The sequence below is a fragment of the Umezawaea tangerina genome, assembly GCF_003002815.1.
Taxonomy (GTDB): Bacteria; Actinomycetota; Actinomycetes; order Mycobacteriales; family Pseudonocardiaceae; genus Umezawaea; species Umezawaea tangerina.
Genome location: NZ_PVTF01000010.1, coordinates 103,500 through 129,658, shown reverse-complemented (window position 1 = coordinate 129,658; position 26,159 = coordinate 103,500). Strand labels below are relative to the sequence as shown.

Below are 26,159 nucleotides of genomic sequence, written 5' to 3'. Positions count from 1 at the left end.
TGCATGGGGTGGGTTTGTGCGCGCCGGAGATCCGACGGGTCGCGATGTCCTGAAGTCAGCGATCAGGGGCCAGTGGCGCCACGTGACGGCGGCGTCGATAGCGGGCGCGGGCCACCAGGCGGGCGAGGCGCTGGTCCCGGTGATCATCGGCGTGGTGATCGACCGCGCGGTGTCGACCGGCGCGACCGCGGAGCTGGTGTGGTGGCTGGTGGCGCTCGGCGTGGTGTTCGCGGTGCTGTCGGTCAGCTTCCGGATCAGCCTCCAGGCCGGTGAGCTGGCCTCCGAGCGGGCCGCGCACGCGCTGCGGGTCCAGGTCACCACCCGCGTGCTCGACCACCGCGGCGGTGCCGGGACGGGCAGGCTCGCGGGCGGGCTGGTCACCATCGCGACCAGCGACGCGCTGCGGGTCGGCCACGTGAACCGCGCGCTGCCCACGGCCGTCGCGGCGGGCACGGGCCTGCTGGTGGGCGCGGTCGCGCTGCTGCGGGTGTCCGTGGTGCTCGGGCTCGTGGTGCTGGTCGCCACTCCCCTGCTGCTGTGGCTCGCGCACGTGCTGGGCAAGCCGCTGGAACGGCGCAGCGAGGCCGAGCAGGAACGGGCCGCGCACGCGTCCGGGATCGCCGCCGACCTGGTCGCCGGCCTGCGCTCGCTCAAGGGCTTCGGCGCCGAGCGCGCCGCCGTCGACCGGTACCGCGGCACCAGCCAGGGCTCGATGCGCGCGGCCATCCGGTCGGCGCGGGCCCAGGCCTGGCTCGACGGGTCGATGCTCGCGGTCACCGGGCTGCTGCTGGCGCTGATCGCGCTGGTCGGCGGGACGCTGGCGGCCGACGGCGCGATCACGGTCGGCGGGCTCGTCGCCGCGGTCGGGCTGGCGCAGTTCCTGCTGTGGCCGCTCAACGTGATCTCGTGGGTCAACGGCGCGTTCGCGATGGGCCGCGCTTCGGCCGCCCGGATCGCCGAGGTGCTGGGCGCCCCCGCCGACCTGGTCGCGGGCGAGGACGCCGTGCCGACGCCGGTCGCGGGCGCGGTCCGGCTGCGCGGGCTCACGCACGGCACGTTGCGCGGGATCGACCTCGACGTGGCGCCGGGCGAGCTGCTCGGCGTCGTGGCGGCGGACCCGGCCGACGCGACCGCGTTGCTGCACTGCCTGGCGCGCGAGGTCGACCCGGAGGCCGGGACGGTCGAGCTGGACGGCGTCGCGCTGTCCACACTGGACCCCAGCGGGGTGCGGGCCGCGATCCTGGTGGCCGCGCACGAGGCGGACCTGTTCTCCGACAGCGTGGTGGACAACATCCGCGCGGTGTCGGCCCGACCCGAGGAGGTCGACCGCGCCATGACCGCGGCCGCCGTGCACGACGTCGTCGAGGCGCTGCCGCAGGGCGCGGACACCGTCGTCGCCGAACGCGGCCGGTCGCTGTCCGGCGGGCAGCGCCAACGCGTGGCGCTCGCACGGGCGTTGGCCGCCGCACCTCCGGTGCTGGTGGTGCACGACCCGACCACGGCGATCGACGCCGTGACGGAGATGGCCCTGGCACAGGGGATCCGCGGGATGCGGCGGGGGAGGACGACCATCGTGGTGGCCACCAGTCCGGCACTGCTCGCCACGGCCGACCGGATCGTGGTGCTGACCGGTGGTGTGCTGACGGCCGAGGGCTCGCACGCCGACCTCGTGCACGACGCCGACTACCGGGCGACGGTGCTGGCATGAGCGAGCTCCTCCCCACCGCGGGCACGGCCCAGACCTGGGCGGCCGTGCGGAAGCTGGTGCGGCCGCAGCGCCTGCTGGCGTCGACGACGATCGCGGTGCTGCTCGCGGGCACCGCCGTCGGGCTGGCGACCGCTCCCCTGCTCGGCGACATCGTCGACCTCGTCGCCGCGAGGCGGCCGTCGACCGACATCACCCGGCCGGTCGTGCTGCTCGCGCTGGTCGCGGTGGCGCAGGGCGTCGCGACGGCGATCGGCGCGGCGCTGATCTCCCGGCTCGGCGAGAGCATGCTGGCGGAGCTGCGCGAGCGGTTCGTCGACCGCGCCCTGAACCTGCCGTTGGAGCAGGTCGAACGGGCCGGGTCCGGCGACCTGACCGCGCGGGTCACCGGTGACGTCACCAAGATCGCCGAAGCCGTGCGGCAGGCGCTGCCGCTGCTGGCCCGCTCGGCGCTGACCATCGTGCTGACGCTGGGCGCGCTGGCCGTGCTCGACTGGCGGTTCGCGCTCGCCGTGCTCGCCGCCGCGCCGGTGCAGGTGCTGACCGTGCGGTGGTACGGGCGCAACGCGAAGACCATGTACAGCGCCGAACGCGTCGCGATCGGGGCGCAGCAACAACAGCTGCTGGAGACGATCGGCGGTTCGTCGACCGTGCGCGCGTTCGGGCTGACCGACGAGCACGTGCGGCGGGTCACCGAGCGGTCCGGCGCGGCGGTGGGCACGACCATGCGGTGCATCCGGCTGCTCGGCGGGTTCTTCAGCAGGCTCAACCTGGCCGAGTACGTCGGCCTGACCGCGTTGCTGGTCACCGGGTTCTTCCTGGTGGGCGCCGGGACCGCCACCATCGGCACGGCCACCGCCGCCGCGCTGTACTTCCACAGCCTGTTCAACCCCATCAACGCCGCCCTGTCGCTGGCCGACGACGCCCAGTCCGCCGCCGCCAGCCTGGCCCGCCTCGTCGGCGTCGCGGACCGCCCCGCCACCCCCGAGGACACCGGCGAGGTGCCGTCCGACACGACGCTCAAGGTCGCGGGCCTGGGCCACGCCTACGAGGCGGGCCACGACGTGCTCGCCGACATCGAGCTCCACCTCGACCCCGGCGAACGCGTCGCGCTCGTCGGCGCGTCCGGCGCGGGCAAGACCACGCTGGCCAAGCTCGTCGCGGGCGTGCACCGCCCCAGCCGGGGCACGATCACGTTCGGCGGCACCGACATCGACGACCTCGGCCCCGCCACGACCCGGCGCGCCATCGCGCTGATCACCCAGGAGGTCCACGTCTTCGCGGGCACCCTCGCCGACGACCTCCGCCTGGCCAGGCCGACCGCCACCGACGACGACCTGCACGCCGCCCTCGACCGCGTCGGCGCCCTCCCGTGGGCCCGCGCCCTGCCCGACGCCCTCGCCACCGTCGTCGGCGAGGGCGGTCACCGCCTCACCGTCGCCCAGGCCCAGCAGCTCGCCCTCGCCCGGCTCGTCCTGGCCGACCCGCCGATCGCCGTGCTGGACGAGGCGACCGCCGACGCGGGCAGCGCCGGTGCCCGCGTCCTGGAGTCCGCCGCCACCGCCGCGCTGGCGGGCCGCAGCGGCCTCCTCGTCGCCCACCGACTCACCCAGGCCGCCACCGCCGACCGCGTCGTCGTGCTCGACCACGGCCGCGTCGTCGAGTCCGGCACCCACGCCGAGCTGGTCGAGGCGGGCGGGCGCTACGCCGAGCTGTGGGCCGCGTGGTCGGACCAGCGCTGACCGCTATCGTCACGCCGACCGGGTGACCACGAGGTTGGGCAGGCGCGTTGACGACAGTTCCCGCGGACACCACGATCCGCCACGTCCTGGAACGCGCCTGCCCCGGCCTGCGCGTCGACTCCGTGCACCGGCTGGACGCCGGCCACACCAGCAAGCAGTGGGTCGCCGCCACCGACGAGGGCCGCCTGCTGGTCAAGATCCCCCAACGCGACCGCGACCCCGCCCACTTCCACCGGCTCGTCGCCACCACCCGCCTGGCCGCCGCCCACGACATCCCCGTCGTCCGCTACCGGACCCTGATCCCCCACGACCCGGACGCGGACGGCCCGGTGCTCGTGCAGGAGTTCCACGAGGGCGACGCGGCCGGTGACGTGTGGGAGTCGCTCGACGAGGACCGGCGCAAGATCCTGTGCCGCGACCTCGGCGAGCTCGTCGGCCGGGTGCACGGCATCCGCGGGAGCCACTTCGGCGACCCGCAGGGCGACGGTCCCGCCACCCTGCCCGAGTCCGTCGACGCCGAGCTGACCGCCCTGCTCGGCCGGACCGACGTCCTCGACGACACCGTCCGGACCACCGTCATGGCCGCCGTCGCCCGCCTCGACCCCGCCGCCAGCACCCCCGCACTGGTGCACGGCGACCTGTGGCTGCCCAACTTCCTGGTGTCGAACGGCCGCGTCACCTGCGTCCTCGACTTCGAGCACGCCACCTACGCCGACCGCTTCCGCGACTTCGGCAAGCTCGACGAGCACATCTTCGACGGCTTCCCCGCAGGCCGCGGCGTCTTCCTCGACGCCTACACCGACGCCTGCCCCGTCCCCGACGACTGGGAACAGCGCACCGACCTCGCCCACGTCCTGCACGCGGCGACGATGCACGTCTACTTCCAGCGCTGGTCCCCCCAGTGGGCGCCCCAGTACGCCCAGCAGGTCAAGGAATGGCTGGCCCGCAACGCCTGAGCGTGGTGGCCGCGAGGCGGGTGCCCCGGAGCGGGCGCACCCGCCCCACCGGCTCAGACCCCGCTGTCGACGAGGTCCCGCCCTGGCAGCCACCCGTTCGGGATGTCCGTCGCGCGCCATGCCATCACCTGGAGCTGCACGGCCTCGATCGGCGTCCCCAGGAACGGCTCGACCTGCGGCACCTTCGCGAGCAGCACCCGGCGCACCTCGTCGGCCTCAGCACCCCGCACGATCCGCGCGGTCGCCTGCGCCTGGAGGAACGGCTCGGCGGGCGTGCCGGAGGAGATGATCACCGACACCACGGGGTTGTCGCGGAGCGCGGCGAGGGTGCGGCCGCGCTGCTCCAGCACCAGCGACAGGGTGAACAGGCCGGTCTCGGCGAAGTACGCGCCGTTGACCCACGGGCCCGCGCTGCCGGACGTCGCCAGGTAGAAGGACTGGTGCGCGGCAAGGGTGTCGCGCACCACTGCCTCGATCTCGGAGGCGGTCTCGACCATCGTCATGCCGCGAAGGTAGGCAACGATCGGACGGCTTCCGGCCGATCGGACCGGTGCCCACCCGTTCGAGCGAAGGAACCCGCTCGAACGGGTGGGTCACTCCAGGAACCCGGTGGGCCCCAACGGGATCACCGTCAGGCCATGGCCTCGCGCAGGCTCTTGGGGCGCAGGTCGGTCCAGCGCGACTCGACGTAGGCCAGGCACGCCTCGCGGGTGTCCTCGCCGAACACCGGCCGCCACCCGGCGGGGACGTCGACGAACGACGGCCACAGCGAGTGCTGCTCCTCGTCGTTGAGCAGGACGAGGAAGCGGCCCTCGTTGTCCTCGAACGGGTTGCTCATGACTGGGTCCTCCTGGTGGGAACGGACGGGTCGGCGACCGCGGCCGCGAGCACGCCGACGACTTCGGCCGCCAGCCCCTCGACCGTGGCCCGGTCGAAGAGGTCGGTGGGGTGGATGAACTCGCAGGGGACGGGTCCGCCGCCCCGCGGCTCGTACAGGCTCAGCGTCAGGTCGACGTCGGTCGTGGGGACCGGGACGGCGTGGAACTCGCCGATCCCGCCTTCGAGCACCTCGGCCCTGGCGCGCTCGTGGTGGATCAGCATCACCCCTGGCCGCGGCGCCCCGGCGGCCAGCACGTCCGCGAACGGGACGTCCTGCCGGTCGAACGCGCTGAGGTCGGTCTCGCGGATCCGGGTCAGCAGCTCGGTGAAGCTCGGGTCGCCCGCGGTGTCGGTGCGCAGCAGCACGGTGTTGAAGAAGCAGCCGACCAGGTCGGCCAGCGCCTCCTCGCTCCGGCCCGCGACCAGCGTGCCGATCGGCAGGTCCTCCCCCGCGCCGTGCCGGGTCAGCAGCACCGCCAGCGCGGCCTGCACGACCATGAACAGGCTCGTGCCGGTCTCGCGGGCGAGCCGGTCGATCCCCTGGTGCAGCACCGGGTCCAGCTCGAACTCGACGACGCCCGCGGCCCCGGTGGGCTCGGCGGGACGCGGCCGGTCGAACGGCAGCGCCAGTTCCGCGGGCGCGCCGCGCAGGACCGCTCGCCAGTGGTCGAGTTGCGGCGCGGCCGCGGTGTCGAGCCAGCCCCGCGCCCACGTCGTGTAGTCGGCGTAGGTCACCGGCAGCGGCGCCCAGCCCGGCGTGCGGCCGGCGAGCCTCGCGGTGTACGCCGTGGTCAGGTCGCGGAACAGCGGCACCACCGACCACTCGTCGAGCACGAGGTAGTGCGCGGTGAGCAGGAACGCCTGCGCGCCGGACCGGTCGGTGACCAGCGTCGCCCGCACCGGGAACCCGTTGTCCCGCGCCAGTTCCGCGAGCCGGGCGGCCAGGTCGTCGGTCACCGGGTCGAGCTCCAGCACCGGCGGGGTGCCGGGCCGCTGCTCCGCGCCGTCGCACGCGGTGCGCAGCGGTTCGTGCCGTTCCACGACGTCCGCCCACGCCCGCGCCAGCACGCCGGCGTCGAAGCCGTCGGCCGAGCGCAGCGAGAGCGCGTGGTCGTTGGCGCGGCCGCGTTCCCACTGCCAGCGCTGCGGCGGGGCGAGCGGGAGCACCTCGGGCCTGCTGGTGGGCACCAGCGGCGGACGGGCGTCCGCCGCGCCCGCGAGCCGTGCGGCGAGCCCGGCCACGGTGGGCGAGTCGAACACGTCCCGGATGGACAGCTCGACGCCGAGCGCGGCCCTGACCTGGCCGACCAGCCGCATGGACGACATGGAATGGCCGCCCAGCGCGAAGAAGTCGTCGTGCACGCCGACCGACGGCAGCTCCAGGATCGACGCGAACAGGTCCGCGATCACCTGTTCCTGCTCGGTGGCCGGGCGGTCGTCGCCGGTGAGGGCCGACCAGTCCGGTTTGGGCAGCGCCTTGCGGTTCACCTTGCCGTTCGGGGTGAGCGGCAGCGGGCCGTCCAGCGTGAGGACGGTCGCCGGGACCATGTACTCGGGCAGGCGGTCGGCCACGAAAGCCCGCAGTTCCAGGGGATCCGCGTCGCCGACGACGTAGCCGACGAGCCGGGTGACGTCGCCTTCGCGGTCGGCCACGACGGTGGCCTGGGTGATCGCCGGGTGCCGGGTGAGGGCGGCCTCGATCTCGCCGAGCTCGATGCGGAACCCTCGGATCTTGACCTGGTCGTCGACCCGGCCGAGGAAGTCCAGGGAGCCGTCGGCCCGCCACCGCGCCCGGTCGCCCGTGCGGTACATGCGTTCGCCGAGATCGCCGAACGGCGAGGCCACGAACCGTTCCGAGGTGAGCGCGGCCCGGTTCAGGTAGCCGCGGGCCAGGCCGCGACCGCTGACGTACAGCTCCCCCACCACGCCGGGCGGCACCGGGCGCAGGGCGGAGTCCAGCACGTAGACCGTGGTGTTGGGGTCGGGGACGCCGATCGGGACCGCGCCGGACCAGCCCGTCCTGGCGCGCCACAGCGTGGAGTTCACCGTGGCCTCGGTCAGGCCGTAGGCGGCGAGCAGGTTGAGCCTGCCCGCCCAGCGGCCGATCACGTCCGGCGGCACGGTCTCGGTGCCCACCAGGATCGTGGAGCCGGCGGGGAGTTCGCAGTCCTCGGGGAGCGCGGCGACCAGGGACGGCGGCAGGATCATGTGGGTGATCCGGCGCTCCCGCAGGAAGTCCGTGAGCGCCGGGCCCGCGACCCGCACCTCGTCGGGGGCGAGCACGAGCCTGCCGCCGACGGTCAGCGCCATGGTCAGTTCGAACACGGCCACGTCGAAGCCGACCGAGGCGAACTGGAGCACGCGGCTGTCGGTCTTGAGGTCCATCCTGTCGACCGCCGTCGCCGCGAGGCTCGCGATGCCCTCGTGCGGCACGACGACGCCCTTGGGCTTGCCGGTCGAGCCGGACGTGTAGATCACGTACGCCGCCGAGTCGAGCGCGACCGGACTGGTGTCCACAGTGGACCCATCCAGGCCGGCGAGTTCCTCGGCGATCGCGGGGTCGTCGAGCAGGACGCGGGGCAGGCCATCGACGTGCGGCACCCGTGCGGCTTCCTGCTCGGTGCCCACGAGCAGCGCGGCGGACGAGTCCTCCAGCATGAAGGCGATCCGGTCGGCGGGGTGCGAGAGGTCGAGCGGCAGGTAGGCCGCGCCGACCTTGAGGACGCCGAGGATCGTGGCGACCATCTCGATGGACTTCGGCACCGCGATGCCGACGACGTCCTCCGCGCCGACGCCTCGACCGGTGAGCAGGCGGGCGATGCGGTTGGACAGCGCGTCGAGGCGGGTGTAGCTGATCGACCGGGACCGGTCGACCACGGCGACCGAGTCGCCGAACTCCTCGACCCGCCGGGCGAACAGGGCCGGGAACGTCTCCTCGGGCACGTCCCGCACGGTGGCGTTGAACCCGTCGACCACCAGCGAGCGCTCGGCGTCCGACAGCACCTCGATGGCGCTGACCGGCGCGTCGGGGGCCGCCGTGACGGCTTCGACCAGCGCCGACAGCCGCTCGCCGAGGCGTTCGGCCGTGGCCGCGTCGAACAGGTCGGTCGCGTACTCCAGCGCCAGCACGAGCGCGCCGGTGTCCACGTGCTCGGTGAAGCTGAACACCAGGTCGAACTTCGCCGAGCGGGTGGTGACCGGCTCCCAGTCGACGTCCAGGCCGGGTAGCTCCAGCCAGTCGCCGGACCGGTTGTGGTAGCCGACCATGACCTGGAACAGCGGGTTGCGCGCGGTCGAGCGGGTCGGGTTGACCCGTTCGACGACGGCCTCGAACGGCACGTCCTGGTGGGAGAACGCGGCCAGGTCGGTCTCGCGCACCCGTGCCACCAGCTCCGCGAAGCTCGGGTCGCCGGACAGGTCGGTGCGCAGCACCAGGGTGTTCACGAAGAACCCGACCAGGTCGTCCAGCGCCTCGTCGGTGCGGCCCGCGATGGGCGCGCCGAGCGGGATGTCCACGCCCGCGCCGAGCCGGTGCAGCAGCGCGGCGACGGCGGCGTGCAGCACCATGAACATGCTGGCGCCGGTGCGCCGGGTCAGCTCGCGCAGACCGTCGGCCACCGGGCCGAGATCGACCTCCAGCTCCGCGCCGCGGAACGACGGCCGCGCCGGGCGGGGCCGGTCGGTCGGCAGCTCCAGCTCCTCGGGGACGCCGTCCAGCGCCGTGGCCCAGTAGTCGAGCTGCGCGGTGGCCAGGTCGCCGTCGCCGAGCACCTCCTGCTGCCACAGCGCGTAGTCGCCGTACTGCACGGCCAACGGCGGCAGCTCCGGGTCCCGCCCGTGCGACCTGGCCGCGTAGGCGGCGGCGAGGTCGGCGAGGAACGGCCGGTCGGACCACTCGTCGGTGGTGATGTGGTGCAGCAGCAGGACGACGACGTTCTCCTCGGCTGACAGCCTGCCGACCGTCGTGCGCACCGGGAGTTCGACGGACAGGTCGAACGGATGGTCCACAGTGGACGCGACGAACTCCTCCACGTCCGGATCGGCGGAGAGGTCGATGACCTCCAGCACCGGGTCGGCGACCGGCACGACCCGCTGGAACGGCACGCCGTCCCGTTCGCCGAACACCGTCCGCAACGCCTCGTGGCGGGCCACCACGTCACCGATCGCGGCGCGCAGCGCGCCGACGTCCAGCCTGCCGCGAAGCCGCAGCACCAGCGGGAAGTTGTACGCCGACGACGTGCCCTCCAGCTGCTGCACCAGCCACAGCCGGCGCTGGGCGAAGGACAGCGGCAGTTCCTCCGGCCGGTCCAGCGCGACCACGGCGGGGCGCGCGGCGGCACGGGAACCACCGGCCCGGACGGCCAGCTCGGCGACCGTCGGTGCCTCGAACAGGTCGCGGATGGCGAGTTCGGTCTCCAGCGCGGTGCGGGCCCTGCTGATCAGCCGGGTCGCGAGCAGCGAGTGGCCGCCCAGCTCGAAGAAGTTGTCGTCCACACCGATCCTCGGCACACCGAGGACGTCGGAGAACAGCTCGCACAGCACGCGTTCCTGCCGCGTCCGCGGGTCGCGGCCGCCCGCGGCGGAGGTGATCTCCGGCTTGGGCAACGCCCGCACGTCCAGCTTGCCGTTGACGGTCAGCGGGAACGAGTCCACGGCCACGATCGCCGTCGGCACCATGTACTCCGGCAGCCGCGTCTTGAGACCGGCGCGCAGGGCGGCCGGGTCGGCGGTGCCGACGACGTAGCCGATGAGCCGCTTCTGCTCGTCCACGACCACGGCGGCCTGCACCACGTCCTCGTGGTCGCCAAGTGCCGACTCGATCTCGCCGAGTTCGACGCGGTATCCGCGGATCTTGACCTGGTCGTCGGTGCGGCCCAGATAGTCAAGGAATCCCGACTCCGTCCGATTGTCGGCTCCGCCGACGGCACGTGACCGCACCAGGTCACCGGTCCGGTACATCCGGGTGCCCGGCTCGCCGAACGGGTCGGCGACGAAGCGTTCGGCGGTCAGCCCGAACCGCTCGTGGTAGCCCCTCGCCAGGCCGACGCCCGCGATGTACAGCTCACCGGGCGTGCCCGGCGCGGCGGGCCGCAGGTTCGCGTCCAGCACGTAGGCGCGGGTGTTCCAGATGGCCCGGCCCACGGTCGGTGTCGCACTGTCCTCAGTGGACGCGCCGAGGGTGTTGATCGTGTACTCGGTCGGCCCGTACAGGTTGTAGCCGTACGTGCCGGGGGTGTCGCGCAGCCGGTTCCACACCGCGTCGGACACGGCCTCGCCGCCGAGCAGCACCAGCGCCGGGACGTGCCCGTCGAGCAGGCCCTCCTCGATCAGCAGGTGCGCGTAGGTCGGCGTCACGTTGACCACGTCGACCAGGTGCTCGTCGCAGTAGGCCACCAGCGCCTGGGCGTCGCGGCGCAGCTCCTCGTCGCACACGTGCACCTCGTGGCCCTCCACCAGCCACAGCAGCTCTTCCCACGACATGTCGAACGCGAACGACACGGTGTGCGCGATCCGCAGCCGCCGTCCGCCCGCCGCCGCGATGGCCGGGGCGAAGATCGCGCCCTGGTGGTTGAGGTGCATGTTCGTCAGGCCGCGGTACGGCGTGACGACGCCCTTGGGCTTGCCGGTGGACCCGGACGTGTAGATCACGTACGCCGGGTGCTCCAGGCTGAACGAGACCTCCGGCCGGGTGGTCGGGTACTCCGCGAGCACGGCGAGGTCGTCCAGCCGGACGGTGGGGGCGGTCAGCGCCGCGCCCTTCGACAGCAGCACCACCGGGTCGGTGTCGTCGATCATCAGCTGGAGCCGGTCCAGCGGGTGGTCCAGGTCCAGCGGCAGGTAGGCGGCGCCGGTGCGGAGCACGGCGAACAGCGCCACGACCATCTCGGTCGAGCGCGGCAACGCCAGCGCCACCACGCGTTCCGGCCCCGCGCCGCGGGCGAGGAGCAGGTGGGCGAGCTGGTTGATCCGGCCGTCCAGCTCCGCGTACGTCAGCCGCTGCTCGCCGAACACCAGCGCGACGGCGTCCGGCGTGCGGGCGACCTGCGCGGCCAGCAGGTCGGCGATCGTCTCGTCCGGCACGGGGTTCGCACTCGCGCCCCACTCCGCGGCCAGCAGCGCGTTCTCGTCGTCGGACAACAGGTCCAGCGTGCCGACCGGCGCGGAGACGTCGGCCAGCAGGCGGTCGAGCGCGGTGGTGAACCGGGCCAGGGTGGTCGCCGCGTGCTCGGCCGCGATCAGGTCCGGGCGGAAGTCCAGCGCGATCCGCACGCGGCGACCCGGCGTGACGACCAGCGTCATCGGGTAGTGCGTCGAGTCGACGCTGCCCACGGCGGTGATGCCGTGCCGCTCCTTCAGCCGCGCGAACCCGTCCTCGTCGGCGAAGTTCTGCAACACGTACAGCGTGTCGAACAGGGTGGTGTGCCCGCTCTCCCGCTGCACGTCCCCGAGCCCTAGGTACTCGTGGCTCATCAGGGTCGCGCGCTCGGACTGCAAGCGCCGCAACAGCTCCAGCACGGTCTCGCGCGGGTTGAACGCGACCCGGACCGGCACGGTGTTGAGGAACATGCCGATGGCGTTCTCGACGTCGCGCACCTCGGCGGGCCGACCGGCGGCCGTGGTGCCGAACACGACGTCCTGCCTGCCGACCTCGGTCGCCAACACCAACGCCCACGCGGCGTTGAGCACGGTGTTCAGCGTGACGCCGTGCCTGCGGGCCTCGGCGCGCAGCCGGTCGCCGTCCTCGGCGGACAGCTCGACGTGGCAGCGGTCCGGGATCGCGGGTTCGCCGCCGCGGTCGGCCGGGCCGACCAGCGTGGGCTCGGCGAGCCCGGACAGCGCCCGCCGCCACTCGGCCTTGGCCTCGGTGACGTCCTGCTCGCCCAGCCAGGTCAGGTAGTCGCGGTAGGTGCCGGGCTCGGCGAGACCCGTGGCGTCGCCGCCGGTCTCGTAGAGGCCCAGCAGCTCCTCCAGGAACAGGCCCTGCGACCAGCCGTCCCACAGCACGAGGTGGTGGCTGAGCATGAGCCGGTCGTGGTCCGGCCCGAGCCGGATGACCTTGAGCCTACACAGCGGCGGGTGCGCGAGGTCGAACCGCCGCCTGCGGTCCTCGGTCTTCAGCTGCTCCATCCGGGCGTCCACGTCGGCCAGCCCGGTGAAGTCGAGCACCTCGACGGGCACCTCGGGCGCGCGGCCGACAAACTGGACCGGCCGGGACAGGCCGTCGCTGGTGAGCCCGGCGCGCAGGCTGGGGTGGCGGGCCAGCAGTGCCGCGCACGCCGCTCGCAGCCGGTCGACGTCGAGCCGGTGGTCGAAGTCGAACGTGTCCTGCGCGGTGTAGACGTCCAGCTCGCTCCGGTCGTAGCTGGCGTGGAAGTAGATGCCCTCCTGCAACGGCGCCAGCGGCCAGACGTCCTCCACGGGCACCGGGCTGACCTCGGCGACCCGGTCGATCTCGGTCTGGGTCAACGCGATCGTGGTCAGGTCGGACGGCGTGAGCCCGGCGGACGTCCCCGCCAGCTCGCGCAGCGCGGTCACCCACCGGTCGACCAGCCTGTCGTCCACAGTGGACGGACACAGCCAGGTCGCGACCAGTTCCGGGCCGCGCGGCGTCTCCTCGCACACGACGTCGAGCTGCACCTGGTACGGCAGCGCGAGGTCGTCGTCGTAGCGCGCGGAGACGGTCTCGGACGTCGGCTGCCAGTCGGCGTCCTGACCGGCGCCGAACCGGCCGAAGTAGTTGAACAGCACCTGCGCCTGGGCGGAGGTCGCGAGCAGCGGGGCGACCTGGGCGTTGAGGTAGCGCAGCATCCCGTAGCCGAGACCGTTGTCCGGGGCGGCCTGGAGGCGTTCCTTGATGGTCCGCAGGTCGCCGTCCGCGGGCAGCCGGACGGGCTGGACGCTGGTGAACCAGCCGACCGTGCGGGTCAGGTCCACGTCGGGCGCGATCTCCTCGCGGCCGTGGCGCTCCACGTCCACCAGCAGCTCGCCGCCCGCCGCGCGGGCCAACGCGGCCAGCAGGGTCTCGGTGATCTCCGCGCCGAGCAGCGGCGCGGTGTCGGCCGTGGAGAGCCGGACCTCGCGACGGTGTGCGCCGCCCGCGGTCCCGGTGCGCGGAGCGCCGGGGACCAGGTCCGCGCCGGGCTGGAGGGTCTCGACCCAGTGGGTCAGCTCGCCCAGCCGTTCGGGGCTCTGCGCCTGCTCGGTGACGGCCTTGGCGTAGCGGCGCAACGACGTCCGCACGGGCTCCAGCGGCACACCGGTCCACGCGGCTTCCAGGTCCTCGAACAGGATCCGCCACGAGACGCCGTCCACGGCGAGGTGGTGCGCGGCCAGGAACAAGCGGCCGGGTTCGAGGGGGCCGCCGTCGAACCACACGGCTTGCAGCACGACACCGGCGTCCGGGTCGAGCCGTCCGACGGCCGCGTCGGACTCGGTCTCGTAGTCCTGGTTCTCCACGCGCCGCAGCAGGTCGGAGGCCCGGACCGCGCCGACCGGCTGGGTTTCCAACGACCACAGGACACCGGCGACGCGGGTCAGCTTGAGCCGCAGGGCGTCGTGGTGGTCGATCACGGTCTGCAACGCCGCCGCGAGCCGGTCGACATCCGCGTCGACCGGGGTCCGCACGAGCATGGAGAGGTTGAACCGGCCGATCGAGCCGCCGTCGGTGCGCAGCTGGTGCACGATCGGCAGCTGCGGCACGTCGCCCACCCCGTCGGACACGACGACCGGTGCGGCCTCGACGGGCACGAGCGCCGCCAGCGCGGCGGGAGTCCGGTGCTCGAACACCTCGCGCGGGCTGATCTTCAGCCCCTCCTTGCGGGCACGGCTTGAGACCGAGATCGACAGGATGCTGTCGCCGCCCAGCGCGAAGAAGTCCTCGTCCGCGCCGACCTCCGCGAGGCCCAGCACGGCCGCGAAGATGTCGGTGAGCCGCCGTTCGCGGTCGTCGCGCGGCCCGGTGAGCGCGGCGCGTTCGACCACGGGCTCCGGCAGCGCCTTCACGTCGACCTTGCCGCCGACGGTCAGCGGCAGCGCGTCGAGCACGACGATCGCGCTCGGCACCATCGGCTCGGGCAGCGATCCGATCAGCTCGGCACGGAGTCGTTCTCCCGCGGTGGTTCCCGCGACGTAGGCGACGAGCCGCTTGGCGCCGCGCTCGTCCTCGCGCGCCACGACCAGCACGTCGGTCACGCCGTCGAGCCCGCGCAGCGCGGCCTCGACCTCGCCGAGCTCGACCCGGTTGCCGCGGATCTTCACCTGGTGGTCGGTGCGACCGAGGAAGTAGAGGTACGGGTGCTCTGCTTGATGATCGGCTTCGCCGATGGCCAACCGCACCAGGTCGCCGGTGCGGTACATCCGGCTTCCGGGCGCGCCGAAGGGATCGGCGACGAACCGGTCGGCGGTCAGGTCCGGGCGGCCGCGGTAGCCGCGGGCCAGCTGCTCGCCCGCGAGGTAGAGCTCACCCGGCACACCCGCCGGAACGGGGCGCAGCAACGGGTCCAGCACGTACAGCCGGGTGTTCCACACCGGTCGCCCGATCGGCACCGCGGTGCCGGTCGAGCCGTCGTACTCCCACGACGTCACCTGCACCACGGCCTCGGTCGGCCCGTACACGTTGACGATCGGCACCCCGGTCGCCGCGAGCCAGCGGCCCGCGAGGTCCCCGGTCAGCGCCTCGCCGCCGCTGAACGCCCGGCGCAGGCTCGACGACCAGCCCGCGGGCAGGTCGGAGCGCAGCAGCGCGGCGTACATCGACGGCACGAGGTCGACCGTGGTGACGCGCTCGCGCCGGACCAGCTCGGCCAGGTAGCCGGGGTCGCGCTGGCCACCGGGCTTCGCGACGACCACGGTGCCACCGCTGAGCAGCGGCCCGAAGACCTCCTGGATCGACGGGTCGAAGCTCGCGGAGTACTGGTGCAGCACGCGTTCGCCCGCGCCGAGCCCGAAGCGGTCGCGCAGCCAGGCGAGCTGGCCGACGACCGCGCGGTGGGTGACCAGCACGCCCTTGGGCCGCCCGGTGGAGCCGGAGGTGTACATCAGGTACGCCGGGTGGTCCGGCCCCGCGGCCCGGAGCTCGCGCTCGGGCGCGGTGTCGGTGAGCTTGACGCGCCGGACCCCGGCGACCGCGGGCAGCACCGCGGACGCGACCGTGAGCACGGTCGTCGCGCCGGAGTCGGTGAGCAGGAAGGAGATCCGGTCGGCCGGGTGGTCCAGGTCGACCGGCAGGTAGGCGGCACCGGCCTTGAGCACGGCCAGCAGCGCGACCACGAGGTCGGCCGAGCGCGGCACGGCCACGGCGACGACGTCCTCCGGGCCCGCGTCGAGCAGCCGGGCCGCGGCCGACGCTCGGCGGTCGACCTCCTGGTAGGTCAGGGAGATCCCGCCGTCGACGACCGCGGTCGCGTCCGGCGTGCGGGCGGCCCGCGCCTCGAACGCGGCGGCCAGCGTCGTCGCGGGGACGTCTCGCACCTCGCCCGCGAGCAGGTCCAGCGCCCGCCGGGCGCGGTCCGCGCCGAGGTCGGCCACGCGCCGGGACGGGTCGGCGGCCAGCGCCTCCAGCACGACGACCAGGTGGTCGGCGAGCTGCCGGACGAGGTCGGTGCCGAGCCGGGCGGCGTCGTGCTCGAAGCTCAGCCCGATCGCCGTGCCGGGCGTGATCGTCAGCTCGACGGGGTAGTGCCCGGTCTCCGACGTGCCGGTGCGCACCACGGACAGCGTGCCGCCGGGTGCGGTCGGGGTCCGGTCGAGCCGGTAGTTCTCGACCACCACGAGGGTGTCGAACAGATCGCCGACGCCCGCGGCGCGCCGCACGTCGGACAGGCCGAGGTGCTGGTGGTCCAGCAGAGCGGCCTGCTCGTCCTGCAGCCGGGCCAGGACCTCGCCGACCGGCTCGTCGGCCTGCCAGCGCACCCGCACGGGCAGGGTGTTGATGAACAGGCCCACCATCGACTCGATGCCCGCGACGGCCGCCTCGCGACCGGACACCGTGCTGCCGAAGACGACGTCGTCCCGGCCGGTGAACCGGCCGAGCACCAGGCCCCACGCGCCCTGCACGACCGTGCCCAGCGTCAGGCCCAAGTCCCGCGCGCGGGACACGACCGCCGCGGTGACCTCCGGCGGCACCTCGACGCGCACGTGCTCCTGCCTGGCCGCCTCCCGCCCGACGGCCTCCGGTGTGAGCCTGGTCGGCTCGGCGAGCCCGTGCAGCGCCCGGCCCCACGCCTCGCGCGCGGCCGGGACGTCCCGCTCGGCCAGCCAGCCGAGGTAGTCGCGGTACGGCGCGACCTCGGGCAGCCGCGGCAGGTCCTCGCCGGGGGCGTAGAGCGCGAGCAGCTCCTGGAACAGGATGGGCTGCGACCAGCCGTCGGCGACGATGTGGTGCACGGTCAGCAGCAGCCAGTGCCGCTCGGGTCCGCCGCGCACCAGCGTGCCGCGCAGCATCGGCGGCGCCGCGAGGTCGAACCGCCGTGCGCGTTCCGCGGCGACCAGCTCCCGCACCCGTGCGGGCTGCTCGTCGGCGGGCAGCGCGGAGATGTCGACCTCGCGCCACGGCAGCTCGACGTCGGCGACGACCTGCACGACCCGGCCGTCGGGGAACTGGTGGAACCCGGCGCGCAGCGGCGCGTGCCGGTCCAGCAGGCCCTGCGCCGCGCGGCGCAGCGCGTCCGCGTCGACCGGCCCCGCGAGCTCCAGGTGCTGGCCGACGACGTAACCGTCCACAGCGGACTCGTCGAACAGCGAGTGGAAGAAGAACCCCTCCTGCAACGGGGACAGCGGCAGCACGTCGGTCAGGCCGGGTGCGGACAGCCCGTCCACCTCGGCCTGGGCCAGCGACACCAGGGGGAAGTCCGACGGCGTGTGCCCGCCCGCGCCCTCGTGGCGCGCCAACGCGTCCAGCGCCTCCAGCCAGCACACCGCCAGCCGCTGCACGGACTCCTCGGCGAGCACGCCGTCCGGCCAGGTGAACGTGGCGCTGAGCCGGGGTCCGGCCTCGTCGTCGCGGACGACGGCGTCGATCTCCAGCGCGTGCCCGAACGGCATCCGCGGGTCGCGGTCCTCGCCCAGCGGCGGGGCCTCCGGCGCGGTGGCCCAGTCGACGCCGCCGGTCGCGGTGAACCGGCCGAGGTAGTTGAACAGCAGCTGCGGCACCGGCGCCTCGGCCAGTCCGGAGGCGGTGTCCAGGTAGCGCAGCAGGCCGAAGCCGATGCCGTTGTCCGGGATCTCGCGCAGCTGCTCCTTGACCTTCTTCAGCGCGTCGTCGAGGTCGCCGGTGCCGGGGTCGAGGCGCACCGGGAAGATGCTGGTGAACCAGCCCAGCGTCCGGGCGAGGTCCACGTCGGGCACGATCTCCTCGCGACCGTGGCCCTCCAGGTCCAGCACCACCTCGGTGCCGCCGCGCCACTTCGCCACGGCCAGCGCCAGCGCGGTCAGCAGCACGTCGTTGACCGCGCCGTGCACCGCCGCGGGAACGGTGGTGAGCAGCGGCTCGGTGCGCCCGGCGGGCAGCGTGACGGTCAGCCTGCGCGCGGTCGACACCAGGTCCACGGCCGGGTCGAGCGGGCGGCGGGTGAAGTCCGGGTCGGCGCCCGCCAGCATCCGGTGCCACACCGGGAGCTCCGCGCGGCGGTCGACGTCCTGGAGCGCGGCGGCCCAGCGCCGGAAGGACGTGCCGACCGGGGCCAGGTCGCCGCCGGACCAGGCGCGGGCGAGGTCGGTGGACAGGATCCGCCACGAGACGCCGTCGACGATCACGTGGTGCAGCACCAGGAGCAGCCGCCGCTCGGGCGCGAACCACACCGCGCGCAGCATGCCGCCGCGCGCAGGCGCGAGCCGTTCGGCGGCGCGGGCCGTCCACAGGTCGACGTCGAGCCCGGTGTCCACCCGTTCCACGACGTCCGCCGCCCGGACCGTGCCGGGCGCGGAGACCTCCAGCGACCAGTCCGGGGCGATCCGCGACCGGAGCAGGTCGTGGTGGTCGATCACCTTGTCCAGCACGGACTCCAGTCCCGCGGCGTCCAGCGACGCCGGGACCTGGAACAGCATCGACTGGTAGAACGCGTCGACCGCGCCGCCGAGCTCGCCCAGCCACCGGATGATCGGCGTCGCGGCGACCGCGCCGGTGCCGGTGTCGTGCGTCCGCGCGGCCTCCTGCCGGGCGACGGCGGCGAGCGCGGCGGGGGTGCGCAGGCGGAACACCTCGCGCGGGGTGATCGCGAGCCCGGCGGCGCGGGCGCGGCTCACCAGGCCGATGGCGACGATGCTGTCGCCGCCGAGCTCGAAGAAGTTGTCGTGCACGCCGACGGACGGCAGGCCCAGCACCTCGGCGACCAGCCCGACGAGCGTGCGCTCGGCCGGGGTGCGCGGCTGGGCGTGGCCGGTCAACGAGGTCCAGTCGGGGTCGGGCAGCTCCGCCCGGTCCAGCTTCCCGTTGGGCGTCAGCGGAAGCGGCCCGTCGTGGACGACCACAACCGACGGCACCATGTACTCCGGCAGCGCGTCGGCGACGTGGGCGCGCGCGGTCGCGGCGTCGGCCGTGCCGACCACGTACCCCACCAGGCGCTTCACCCTGCGGTGGTCCTCGCGGACGACCACGGCGGCCTGCTGGACGTCGGGGTGCGACATCAGGGCGCTCTCGACCTCGCCGGGCTCGATCCGGTAGCCGCGGATCTTCACCTGCCCGTCCGCGCGGCCGCAGAACTCCAGGATCGTCCCGCTTGCCCGGCCGTCGGCTCCGCCGGCGGACGCGCGCCACCTCGCGCGGTCCCCCGTGCGGTACATCCGGGAACCCGGCTCGCCGAACGGGTCGGCGACGAACCGCTCCGCGCTCAGGCCGGGCCGTCCGAGGTACCCGCGGGCCAGGCCGCGACCGGCCACGTACAGCTCGCCCTCGACACCGACGTCGACCGGCCGCAGGTCCGGATCCAGGACGTAGCACCGGGTGTTGGGGTCGGGCACGCCGATCGGCACCGGGCCGACCCAGTCCGCCTCGGCCTTCCACAGCGTGGAGTTGACCGTCGCCTCGGTGAGCCCGTAGGCGGCGACCACGGTCACCCTCTTGGCCCAGCGGGCGATCAGCTCGCTCGGCACGGTCTCGGTTCCCACAACGAGCACCGCGCCCTCGGGCAGTTGGCAGTCCGGTGGCAGGGCCGCCACCAGCGACGGCGGCAGGATCATGTGGGTGCCGCCGTGCCGCGAGATGTACTCGGTCAGCGCCTCGCCCGCGACCCGGCGCTCGGTCGGCACGACGACGACCCGGCCGCCGACGCCCAGCGCCATCGTCAGGTCCCACACCGCCACGTCGAACCCGACCGACGCGAACTGCACGACGCGGCTGTCCGCCGTGACGCCGATCCGGTCGGTCGCGGTGGCGATCAGGCTGCCGATGCCCTCGTGCGACACGACGACGCCCTTGGGCTTGCCCGTCGAGCCGGAGGTGTAGATGACGTAGGCGGCCTGGTGCAGGTCGATCGGCACGTCGAGGTTGCCGTCCGCACCGTCGAACGACTCCCGGTCCAGCAGCACGACGTCCTGCCCCGGCGGCAGCTCGGAAGCCATGTCCGACACCGAGAGCACGACCCGCGCGCCCGCGTCGGCCAGCATGAACGCCACCCGGTCGCGCGGGTGGTCCAGGTCCAGCGGCAGGTACGCGGCACCGGCCTTCAGCACCGCGAGCAGCGCGACGACGAGGTCGGTCGACCGCGGCAACGCGACCCCGACCACGTCCTCCGCGCCGACACCGCGAACCGCCAGCGCACGCGCCAGGCGGTTCGCGGCCGCGTTCAGCTCGCCGTAGGTCAGCAAGTCGTCCTCGCAGACCACGGCGACGGCGTCGGGAGTCCGACCGACCTGCCTTTCGAAGACGGCGGGCCATGACAGCTCGTCGACCTCGCGCACGGGCCAGGCAGCGGTCGGGATCATCACAACGCCTTCCTCGGTCTTGCCTTCTACTTGGCGGCGAGCAGCGGGAGCATCTGGTCCAGGGCGTAGGGGATGCTCAGGACCGTGTTGAACGACATGGCGGCACCGATCGGCGGCTCGTCGTAGGGCACGAACAGGTCGTGCTTGTCCTGCACGACCTTCAGGCCCTTGTACAGCGCCTCGCCCTTGATCTGCTCGGCCGACGCGGGGTCGGTCGTCAGCCACACCAGCCGGTCCACGTCGACGACGTCGAAGCGCTCGTAGCTGAAGTCGACGACGTTCTCCTTGCCCACGGCCTCCTTCAGCTTGTCCGGCACCACGAAGCCGAGCTGGGACAGGAAGAGCATCTTGGGGTCGTTCGGGGAGAACAGCGAGTACGTGCCGGGCTGGTAGGCGTCCGCGACGACGGCCGTCTTGCCGGTGAACTCGGGGTGCGCGGTCTTGGCGGCGGCGAACTCGTCGTCGATGTCCTTGATCAGTTTCTGCACCTGGTCGGACTTGCCGAGCGCCTTGCCCGCGAGCCGGGCCATGTCCTGCCACGGCGCCTGGTAGTCCTCGAAGCCGGTCGGCTGCGCGACCACGGGCGCGATCTTCGACAGGGTGTCGTACTGCTCCTGCTTCATGCCCGAGTACTGGGCCAGGATCAGGTCGGGCTTGAGGCCCGCGATCTTCTCCAGGTTGTACTCGTCGCGCTCGCCGACGACCTCCGGTGGCGTGTCGCCCCACAGCGACTTGGTCCACGGCCACTTGCCGTACGGGGTCTCCTTGAACCAGTCGACCGCGCCGACGGGCTTGGTGCCCAGCGCGAGCACGACGTCCTGGTCGGACAGGCCGAGGGTGACGACCCGCTTGGGCTCGGCCTTCACCTCGGTGGTGCCGTACTTGTGCTCGACCTTCACCGGGAAGGCGCCGCCGGCGGGCGCGGCGGACGTGCCGGACCCGGTGCTGGTCGTGGCGCCGCCGCCGCAGGCCGCGAGCAGCAGCGTGGCGACGAGCGCCACCGCTGCCACCGGGAGGCGGCGCACGGCGCGGGCCGCGGGCGTGGACATGCTGGACATCGGGATGTTCCCTTCGGGGTGCTGCACGGGCGGAATCGGGCGGTGGACCGCGAACCGGTCGGCTAGTGCGAGGAGGTCGCGCTCACCGCGTACTCGGGCTGCGCGGGGATGGCGGGCGGCCGGTGGTCGACGACCGACTCGAGGATCTCCCCCACCCGCACGGCGAGGTTCGACAGCAGCGACGACGTGATGCCGTGCGAGTGCTCGGTGCCGCCCTGGAGGTAGATCCCGCCGCGCACCTGGTCGTCGGTGTCCAGCCGGTAGTCGCGGCCGACCCGCAGCCGCGACCGCTCGTCGCGGCGGCAGTGCGGGGCGATCCCACCGAGCATCGCGGTCGGGTCGGACTCGCGGTACCCGGTGGCGTAGACGACGGCGTCGGCGTCGAACACCGTGCGCTCGCCGGTGGTCAGCGACTCGACGGTCACCCGCACGCCGTTCGCGGTCTCCACGACCTCGGCCGGGCGCGACACGTTGACCAGCCGGAGCCGTCGCACACCCAGCACCTTCTCCTGGTACACCCGGCGGTACAGCTCGGCGATGAGGTCGTTGTCGACCACCGCGTAGTTCGTGTTCCCGTGGTAGGCCATCAGCCTGCGCTTGACGTCCTCGGGCGCGAGGTAGAACTCGTCCACCGCGGCCGGGTCGAAGATGCGGTTGGCGAACGGGCTGTCGTCGGCCGGGCTGTAGCCGTAGCGCGAGAACACCGCGCAGACCTCCGCCTTCGGGAAGTGCTCGTGCAGGTAGGCCGCCACCTCGGCGCCGCTCTGGCCCGCGCCGACCACGACGAACCGGCGCGGCGCGTCGGCGTCGAGCTCGCGGACGCGGTGCAGGAAGTCGCGGTTGTGCCAGACGTGCTCGGACGGGGTGACGCCCTCGGGCAGGTTGGCCTGCAGCCCGGTGGCCAGCACCAGGTTGCGGGCGCGGCGGACCTCGACGTTGCCCCGCGCGTCGCGGGCGTGGACGTCGAAGTGGGTGATCACGCCGTCGTGGCGCACGGGCTCCACCGAGACGACCTCGTGGTCGTAGGACACCACGTCGTCGACCTTGGCCGCGGCCCACTCGAAGTAGTCGTGGAACTCGACCCGCAGCGGGTACAGGTTCTTGTGGTTGATGAAGTCCACCAACCGGTTCCGGTCGTGCAGGTAGGACAGGAAGCTGAACCCGCTGTTGGGGTTCCGCATCGTCACCAGGTCCTTGAGGAACGACACCTGCATGGTTGCGTCGTCCAGGAGCATGCCCCGGTGCCACCCGAAGGACGGCTGGCGCTCGAAGAAGTGGGCCGTCACCACGTCGTCGGCACCGGCGATGGCGTTGTGCTCGGCCACGGCGATCGCCAACGCCAGGTTGGCGGGGCCGAATCCCACTCCGACGAGGTCGTAGACCGGAACGTCACCATCGGTTCGTGCCTGTGGCATAGCAGTCCCATCACGCGGCAGGAGGAAGGTCGACTAAAGTTAGCCTAACTTAACTTAGGTGACACTCAGCCGGCTAGCTCCGCGACGTGATCTCCACCGCTTGCTAAACCTAGCCTGCCCTAACCGTGCGGTGGAAGCCCCCGAACGACAGCAGGCCGCCGGGCGGACGTTGGTCCACCCGGCGGCCTGCCTCCCCGCTGTGCGCGCTACTTCTCGCGCGTGCTCCTGATGGTGTCGCGGTACCACTCGGCGGAGCGCTTCAGCGTCCGCTCCTGGGTGTCGTAGTCCACCCGGACGATGCCGAACCTCTTGTCGTAGCCGTAGGCCCACTCGAAGTTGTCCATGAGCGACCAGGCGAAGTACCCGCGCACGTCGGCGCCCTGCGCCACGGCGCTGCCGACCGCGGCGATGTGGTCGCTGATGTAGGAGAGCCGGTCGGAGTCGTCGACCACGCCGTTCTCGTCCACCTCGTCGTCGAAGGCGGCACCGTTCTCGGTGATCACCATCGGCAGGCCGGGGTAGTCCTGGCTGATGCGCACCAGCAGGTCGGTGAAGCCCTGCGGCACGATCTCCCAGTCCATCGCCGTGACCGGCAGGTTCTGCGACACCGCGACGGGCTCGTGCGGCTCCTCGCCGCCCTCGAAGACGTGCGAGGAGTAGTAGTTCACGCCGAGCACGTCCAGCGGCGTGGAGATGACCTCCAGGTCGCCCGGCTCGATCGGCAGCACCGCGCCGCGCGCCTCCAGGTCTGCCACGACGTCCTCGGGGTAGTGCCCCTTGACGAGCGGGTCGAGGTAGATGCGGGTGCCGAGGCCGTCCGCGCGGCGGGCCGCGTCGACGTCCTCCGGGCGGTCGGACGCGGGCTTCGCGCTGCCCATGTTGAGCGTGATGCCCAGCTCGATCGGTTCCTTGGCCGCCGCGCGCAGGGCCTGGCCCGCGAGGCCGTGGCCCAGCAGCAGGTGGTGCACGGCGCGCATCGACGCGCCGAAGTTCTGGATGCCGGGCGCGTGCTTGCCCTGGTCGTAGCCGAGCATCGCCGAGCACCACGGCTCGTTCAGCGTCGTCCACGTGCGCACGCGGTCGCCGAGGCCCTCGTAGACCAGGCCCGCGTACTCCGCGAAGCGGTAGGCGGTGTCGCGCTCCGGCCAGCCGCCCGCGTCCTCGAGCTCCTGCGGGAGGTCCCAGTGGTAGAGCGTCACCCAGGGCTTGATGCCCTTGCCCAGCAGCTCGTCGACGAGCCGGGAGTAGAAGTCGAGCCCCTTGGCGTTGACCGGACCGCGGCCGCCCGGCTGCACGCGGGGCCAGGAGATGGAGAACCGGTAGGAGTCGACACCCAGACCGGCGATCAGCTCCACGTCCTGCGGCATGCGGTGGTAGTGGTCGCAGGCCACGTCGCCGTTCTCCTCGCGGATCACGGCACCCGGCACGCGGCAGAACGTGTCCCAGATGGACGGGGTGCGGCCGTCCTCGGCCACGGCACCCTCGATCTGGTAGGCAGAGGTAGCCACTCCCCACAGGAAGTTCGCCGGCAGCTCGGCGGTCGCTTCGGTGGCACGTTGCCCGACAATCGTCATGTCGCTCCAACTCCTGGGTGTCCCGATAGGGATGGTGTGTTCAGCCAGCAGGCGACGCTGCGGCTGCTGTCTCCGTTGGTGCCCGACAACTTCTCGAGGACCGGGATCTCCCGCTCGCACGCGTCGAAAGCACTGGGGCACCTCGGGTGGAAGGGACAACCGGACGGCACGGTCCGCATGTCCGGCGGCGAGCCGGGGATGCCGGTGAGCGGACGGCGCGGGCCGTGCAGCGCGGGGAACGAGCCCAGCAGGCCCTTGCTGTAGGGGTGGGCCGACGAGCGGTACATGTCCTCGGACGCGGCCTGCTCGACGATGCGCCCGGCGTACATGATGGCGATGCGGTCGGAGAACTCCACCAGCAGCGAGATGTCGTGGGTGATGAACAGGACGGAGAAGCCGAGCTCCTCGCGCAGCCGCATCATCTGCTCCAGGATCTGCCGCTGCATCACCACGTCCAGCGCGGTGGTCGGCTCGTCCATGATGATGATCTCGGGGTCCAGCGCGAGCGCCATCGCGATCATCACGCGCTGGCGCATGCCGCCGGAGAGCTGGTGCGGGTAGGCGCCGAGCCGGTCGGCGGAGATGCCGACCAGCCGGAGCAGCTCTGCGCTGCGCTTGGAGCGCTGGCCGCGGCTCATCTCCGGGCGGTGCGCCCGGTAGATGTCGTCCAGCTGCGAGGCCACCGTGGAGACGGGGTTGAGCGAGTTCATGGCGCCCTGGAAGACGATCGCGATGTCGTTCCAGCGGAACGACCTCAGCTGCCGGGCGGTGAGCCCCAGCACGTCGACGGGCTCCTTGTCGCGGCCGTGGTGCAGGACCTCGCCGCCGGTGATGAGGCCCGGCGGCGGGAGCAGCCGGGTCATCGCGTAGGCCAGCGTGGACTTGCCGCTGCCGCTCTCCCCCGCGAGACCGAGGACCTCGCCGCGGTTGAGCACCAGGTTGACCGAGCTGACGGCGTGCACGGCGCCCGCGCCCTGCCCGTAGTCGACCGACAGGTCGCGGATCTCCAACACGGGGGTCACGACCGCCCGCCTTCCTGCCTCAGCACCGGTGTGAACCCGACGCGCATCTTGACCTTGCCGCCGATCGACGTCCGGAGACGGGGGTTCATGTACTCGTCGATCCCGAAGTTGATCAGCGCGAGAGCGGTGCCCAGCAACGCGATGCACAGGCCCGCGGGGATGAACCACCACCACGCGCCCTGCGCCAGCGCCTGCGCGTTCTGCGCCCAGAACAGGATGGTGCCCCAGTTCCAGTTGGACACGCTCGCGACGCCGATGAACGACAGCGTGATCACCGACAGCACCGCGAAGATCACCGTCCCGACGAAGCTGGACGCGATGATCGCGGTCAGGTTCGGCATGACCTCGAACACGATGAGCCGCCACGTGCGCTCACCGGTGGCCCGCGCCGCCTCGACGTAGTCGCGCTGGCGCAACGACAGCGTCTGCGCGCGCAGGATCCGCGCGCCCCACGCCCAGCCGGTCGCGCTGATCACGAACGCGATCAGGAAGTCACCGGCGTCGGGGAGGAACGACGTCACGATGATGATCAGCGGCAGGGCCGGGACGACGAGGAAGATGTTGCTCAGCGCGGAGAGGAACTCGTCGGCGACACCACCGAGGAACCCGGCGGTGACACCGATCAGCACCGACAGCGCCGTCGCGATGGCACCCGCGACGAGCCCGACGATCAGCACGCCCCTGGTGCCGACCATGACCTGGGAGAAGATGTCCTGCCCGGTCTGGGTCGTGCCGAACCAGTGCGCGCCCGACGGCGGTTCCATGATGTCGCTGCTCATCGCCGACGGGTCGTACGGCGCCAGCCAGGAGCCCACGATCGCGATCAGGACGAAGAAGCCCATGATGGCCAGTCCGGCCATCGTCTTGCCGTTCAAGGCGGACTTCATGG

At 73.0% G+C, this 26,159-nt stretch carries 11 protein-coding genes; 3 read left to right on the top strand and 8 right to left on the bottom strand.

The features are described from left to right. Positions 1-16 precede the first annotated feature (16 nt). Genes CLV43_RS31130 through CLV43_RS31120 form a run of 3 tightly spaced genes read left to right on the top strand, consistent with a single transcriptional unit; the run spans position 17 to position 4,403 of the window. Entirely contained in the window at positions 17-1,708 is a 1,692-nt protein-coding gene (locus CLV43_RS31130) for an ABC transporter ATP-binding protein (RefSeq protein WP_106191589.1), read from the top strand. Continuing rightward, a complete protein-coding gene (locus tag CLV43_RS31125) occupies positions 1,705-3,447 on the top strand; it encodes an ABC transporter ATP-binding protein (RefSeq protein WP_106191587.1) in 1,743 nt (580 codons plus the stop codon). The genes CLV43_RS31130 and CLV43_RS31125 overlap by 4 nt, the downstream gene beginning before the upstream one ends. 47 nt (positions 3,448-3,494) lie before the next feature. Beyond that, complete coding sequence (locus CLV43_RS31120) at positions 3,495-4,403, top strand: phosphotransferase family protein (protein ID WP_106191585.1); 909 nt, start codon at positions 3,495-3,497, stop codon at positions 4,401-4,403. Between the two features lie 53 nt (positions 4,404-4,456). Here the strand turns inward: CLV43_RS31120 and CLV43_RS31115 are convergent, their stop codons facing one another. From CLV43_RS31115 to CLV43_RS31080, 8 genes are all read right to left on the bottom strand, one after another. After that, positions 4,457-4,906, bottom strand: a complete 450-nt coding sequence (locus CLV43_RS31115) for a pyridoxamine 5'-phosphate oxidase family protein (protein ID WP_106191584.1) — start codon at positions 4,904-4,906, stop codon at positions 4,457-4,459. 128 nt (positions 4,907-5,034) lie between these two features. Further along, positions 5,035-5,241: an MbtH family protein gene (locus tag CLV43_RS31110; protein ID WP_106191582.1), complete on the bottom strand. Its 207-nt coding sequence runs from the start codon at positions 5,239-5,241 to the stop codon at positions 5,035-5,037. Continuing rightward, entirely contained in the window at positions 5,238-20,204 is a 14,967-nt protein-coding gene (locus CLV43_RS31105) for an amino acid adenylation domain-containing protein (protein WP_425445782.1), read from the bottom strand. The genes CLV43_RS31110 and CLV43_RS31105 overlap by 4 nt, the downstream gene beginning before the upstream one ends. Positions 20,205-20,227: 23 nt before the next feature. Then, positions 20,228-21,259, bottom strand: a complete 1,032-nt coding sequence (locus tag CLV43_RS31100; RefSeq protein ID WP_106191934.1) for an iron-siderophore ABC transporter substrate-binding protein — start codon at positions 21,257-21,259, stop codon at positions 20,228-20,230. Positions 21,260-21,321: 62 nt separating this feature from the next. Beyond that, entirely contained in the window at positions 21,322-22,674 is a 1,353-nt protein-coding gene (locus CLV43_RS31095; RefSeq protein ID WP_106191581.1) for a lysine N(6)-hydroxylase/L-ornithine N(5)-oxygenase family protein, read from the bottom strand. 206 nt (positions 22,675-22,880) lie between these two features. After that, positions 22,881-24,248 (bottom strand): GH1 family beta-glucosidase, encoded by a 1,368-nt coding sequence (locus tag CLV43_RS31090; protein ID WP_106191579.1) that lies wholly within the window; start codon positions 24,246-24,248, stop codon positions 22,881-22,883. Next, on the bottom strand, positions 24,245-25,270 hold the full coding sequence (locus CLV43_RS31085; RefSeq protein WP_106191577.1) for an ABC transporter ATP-binding protein: 1,026 nt from the start codon (positions 25,268-25,270) through the stop codon (positions 24,245-24,247). Before CLV43_RS31085 ends, CLV43_RS31090 begins: the two co-directional genes overlap by 4 nt. After that, complete coding sequence (locus CLV43_RS31080; protein WP_106191576.1) at positions 25,267-26,157, bottom strand: ABC transporter permease; 891 nt, start codon at positions 26,155-26,157, stop codon at positions 25,267-25,269. Before CLV43_RS31080 ends, CLV43_RS31085 begins: the two co-directional genes overlap by 4 nt. Between the last annotated feature and the right edge of the window lie 2 nt (positions 26,158-26,159).

Coding starts and splice junctions, on each gene's coding strand:
- CLV43_RS31125 (WP_106191587.1), top strand. CDS start 1,705: ATGAGCGAGCTCCTCCCCACCGCGGGCACGGCCCAGACCTGGGCGGCC.
- CLV43_RS31115 (WP_106191584.1), bottom strand. CDS start 4,906: ATGACGATGGTCGAGACCGCCTCCGAGATCGAGGCAGTGGTGCGCGAC.
- CLV43_RS31110 (WP_106191582.1), bottom strand. CDS start 5,241: ATGAGCAACCCGTTCGAGGACAACGAGGGCCGCTTCCTCGTCCTGCTC.
- CLV43_RS31100 (WP_106191934.1), bottom strand. CDS start 21,259: ATGTCCAGCATGTCCACGCCCGCGGCCCGCGCCGTGCGCCGCCTCCCG.
- CLV43_RS31095 (WP_106191581.1), bottom strand. CDS start 22,674: ATGCCACAGGCACGAACCGATGGTGACGTTCCGGTCTACGACCTCGTC.
- CLV43_RS31090 (WP_106191579.1), bottom strand. CDS start 24,248: ATGACGATTGTCGGGCAACGTGCCACCGAAGCGACCGCCGAGCTGCCG.
- CLV43_RS31080 (WP_106191576.1), bottom strand. CDS start 26,157: ATGAAGTCCGCCTTGAACGGCAAGACGATGGCCGGACTGGCCATCATG.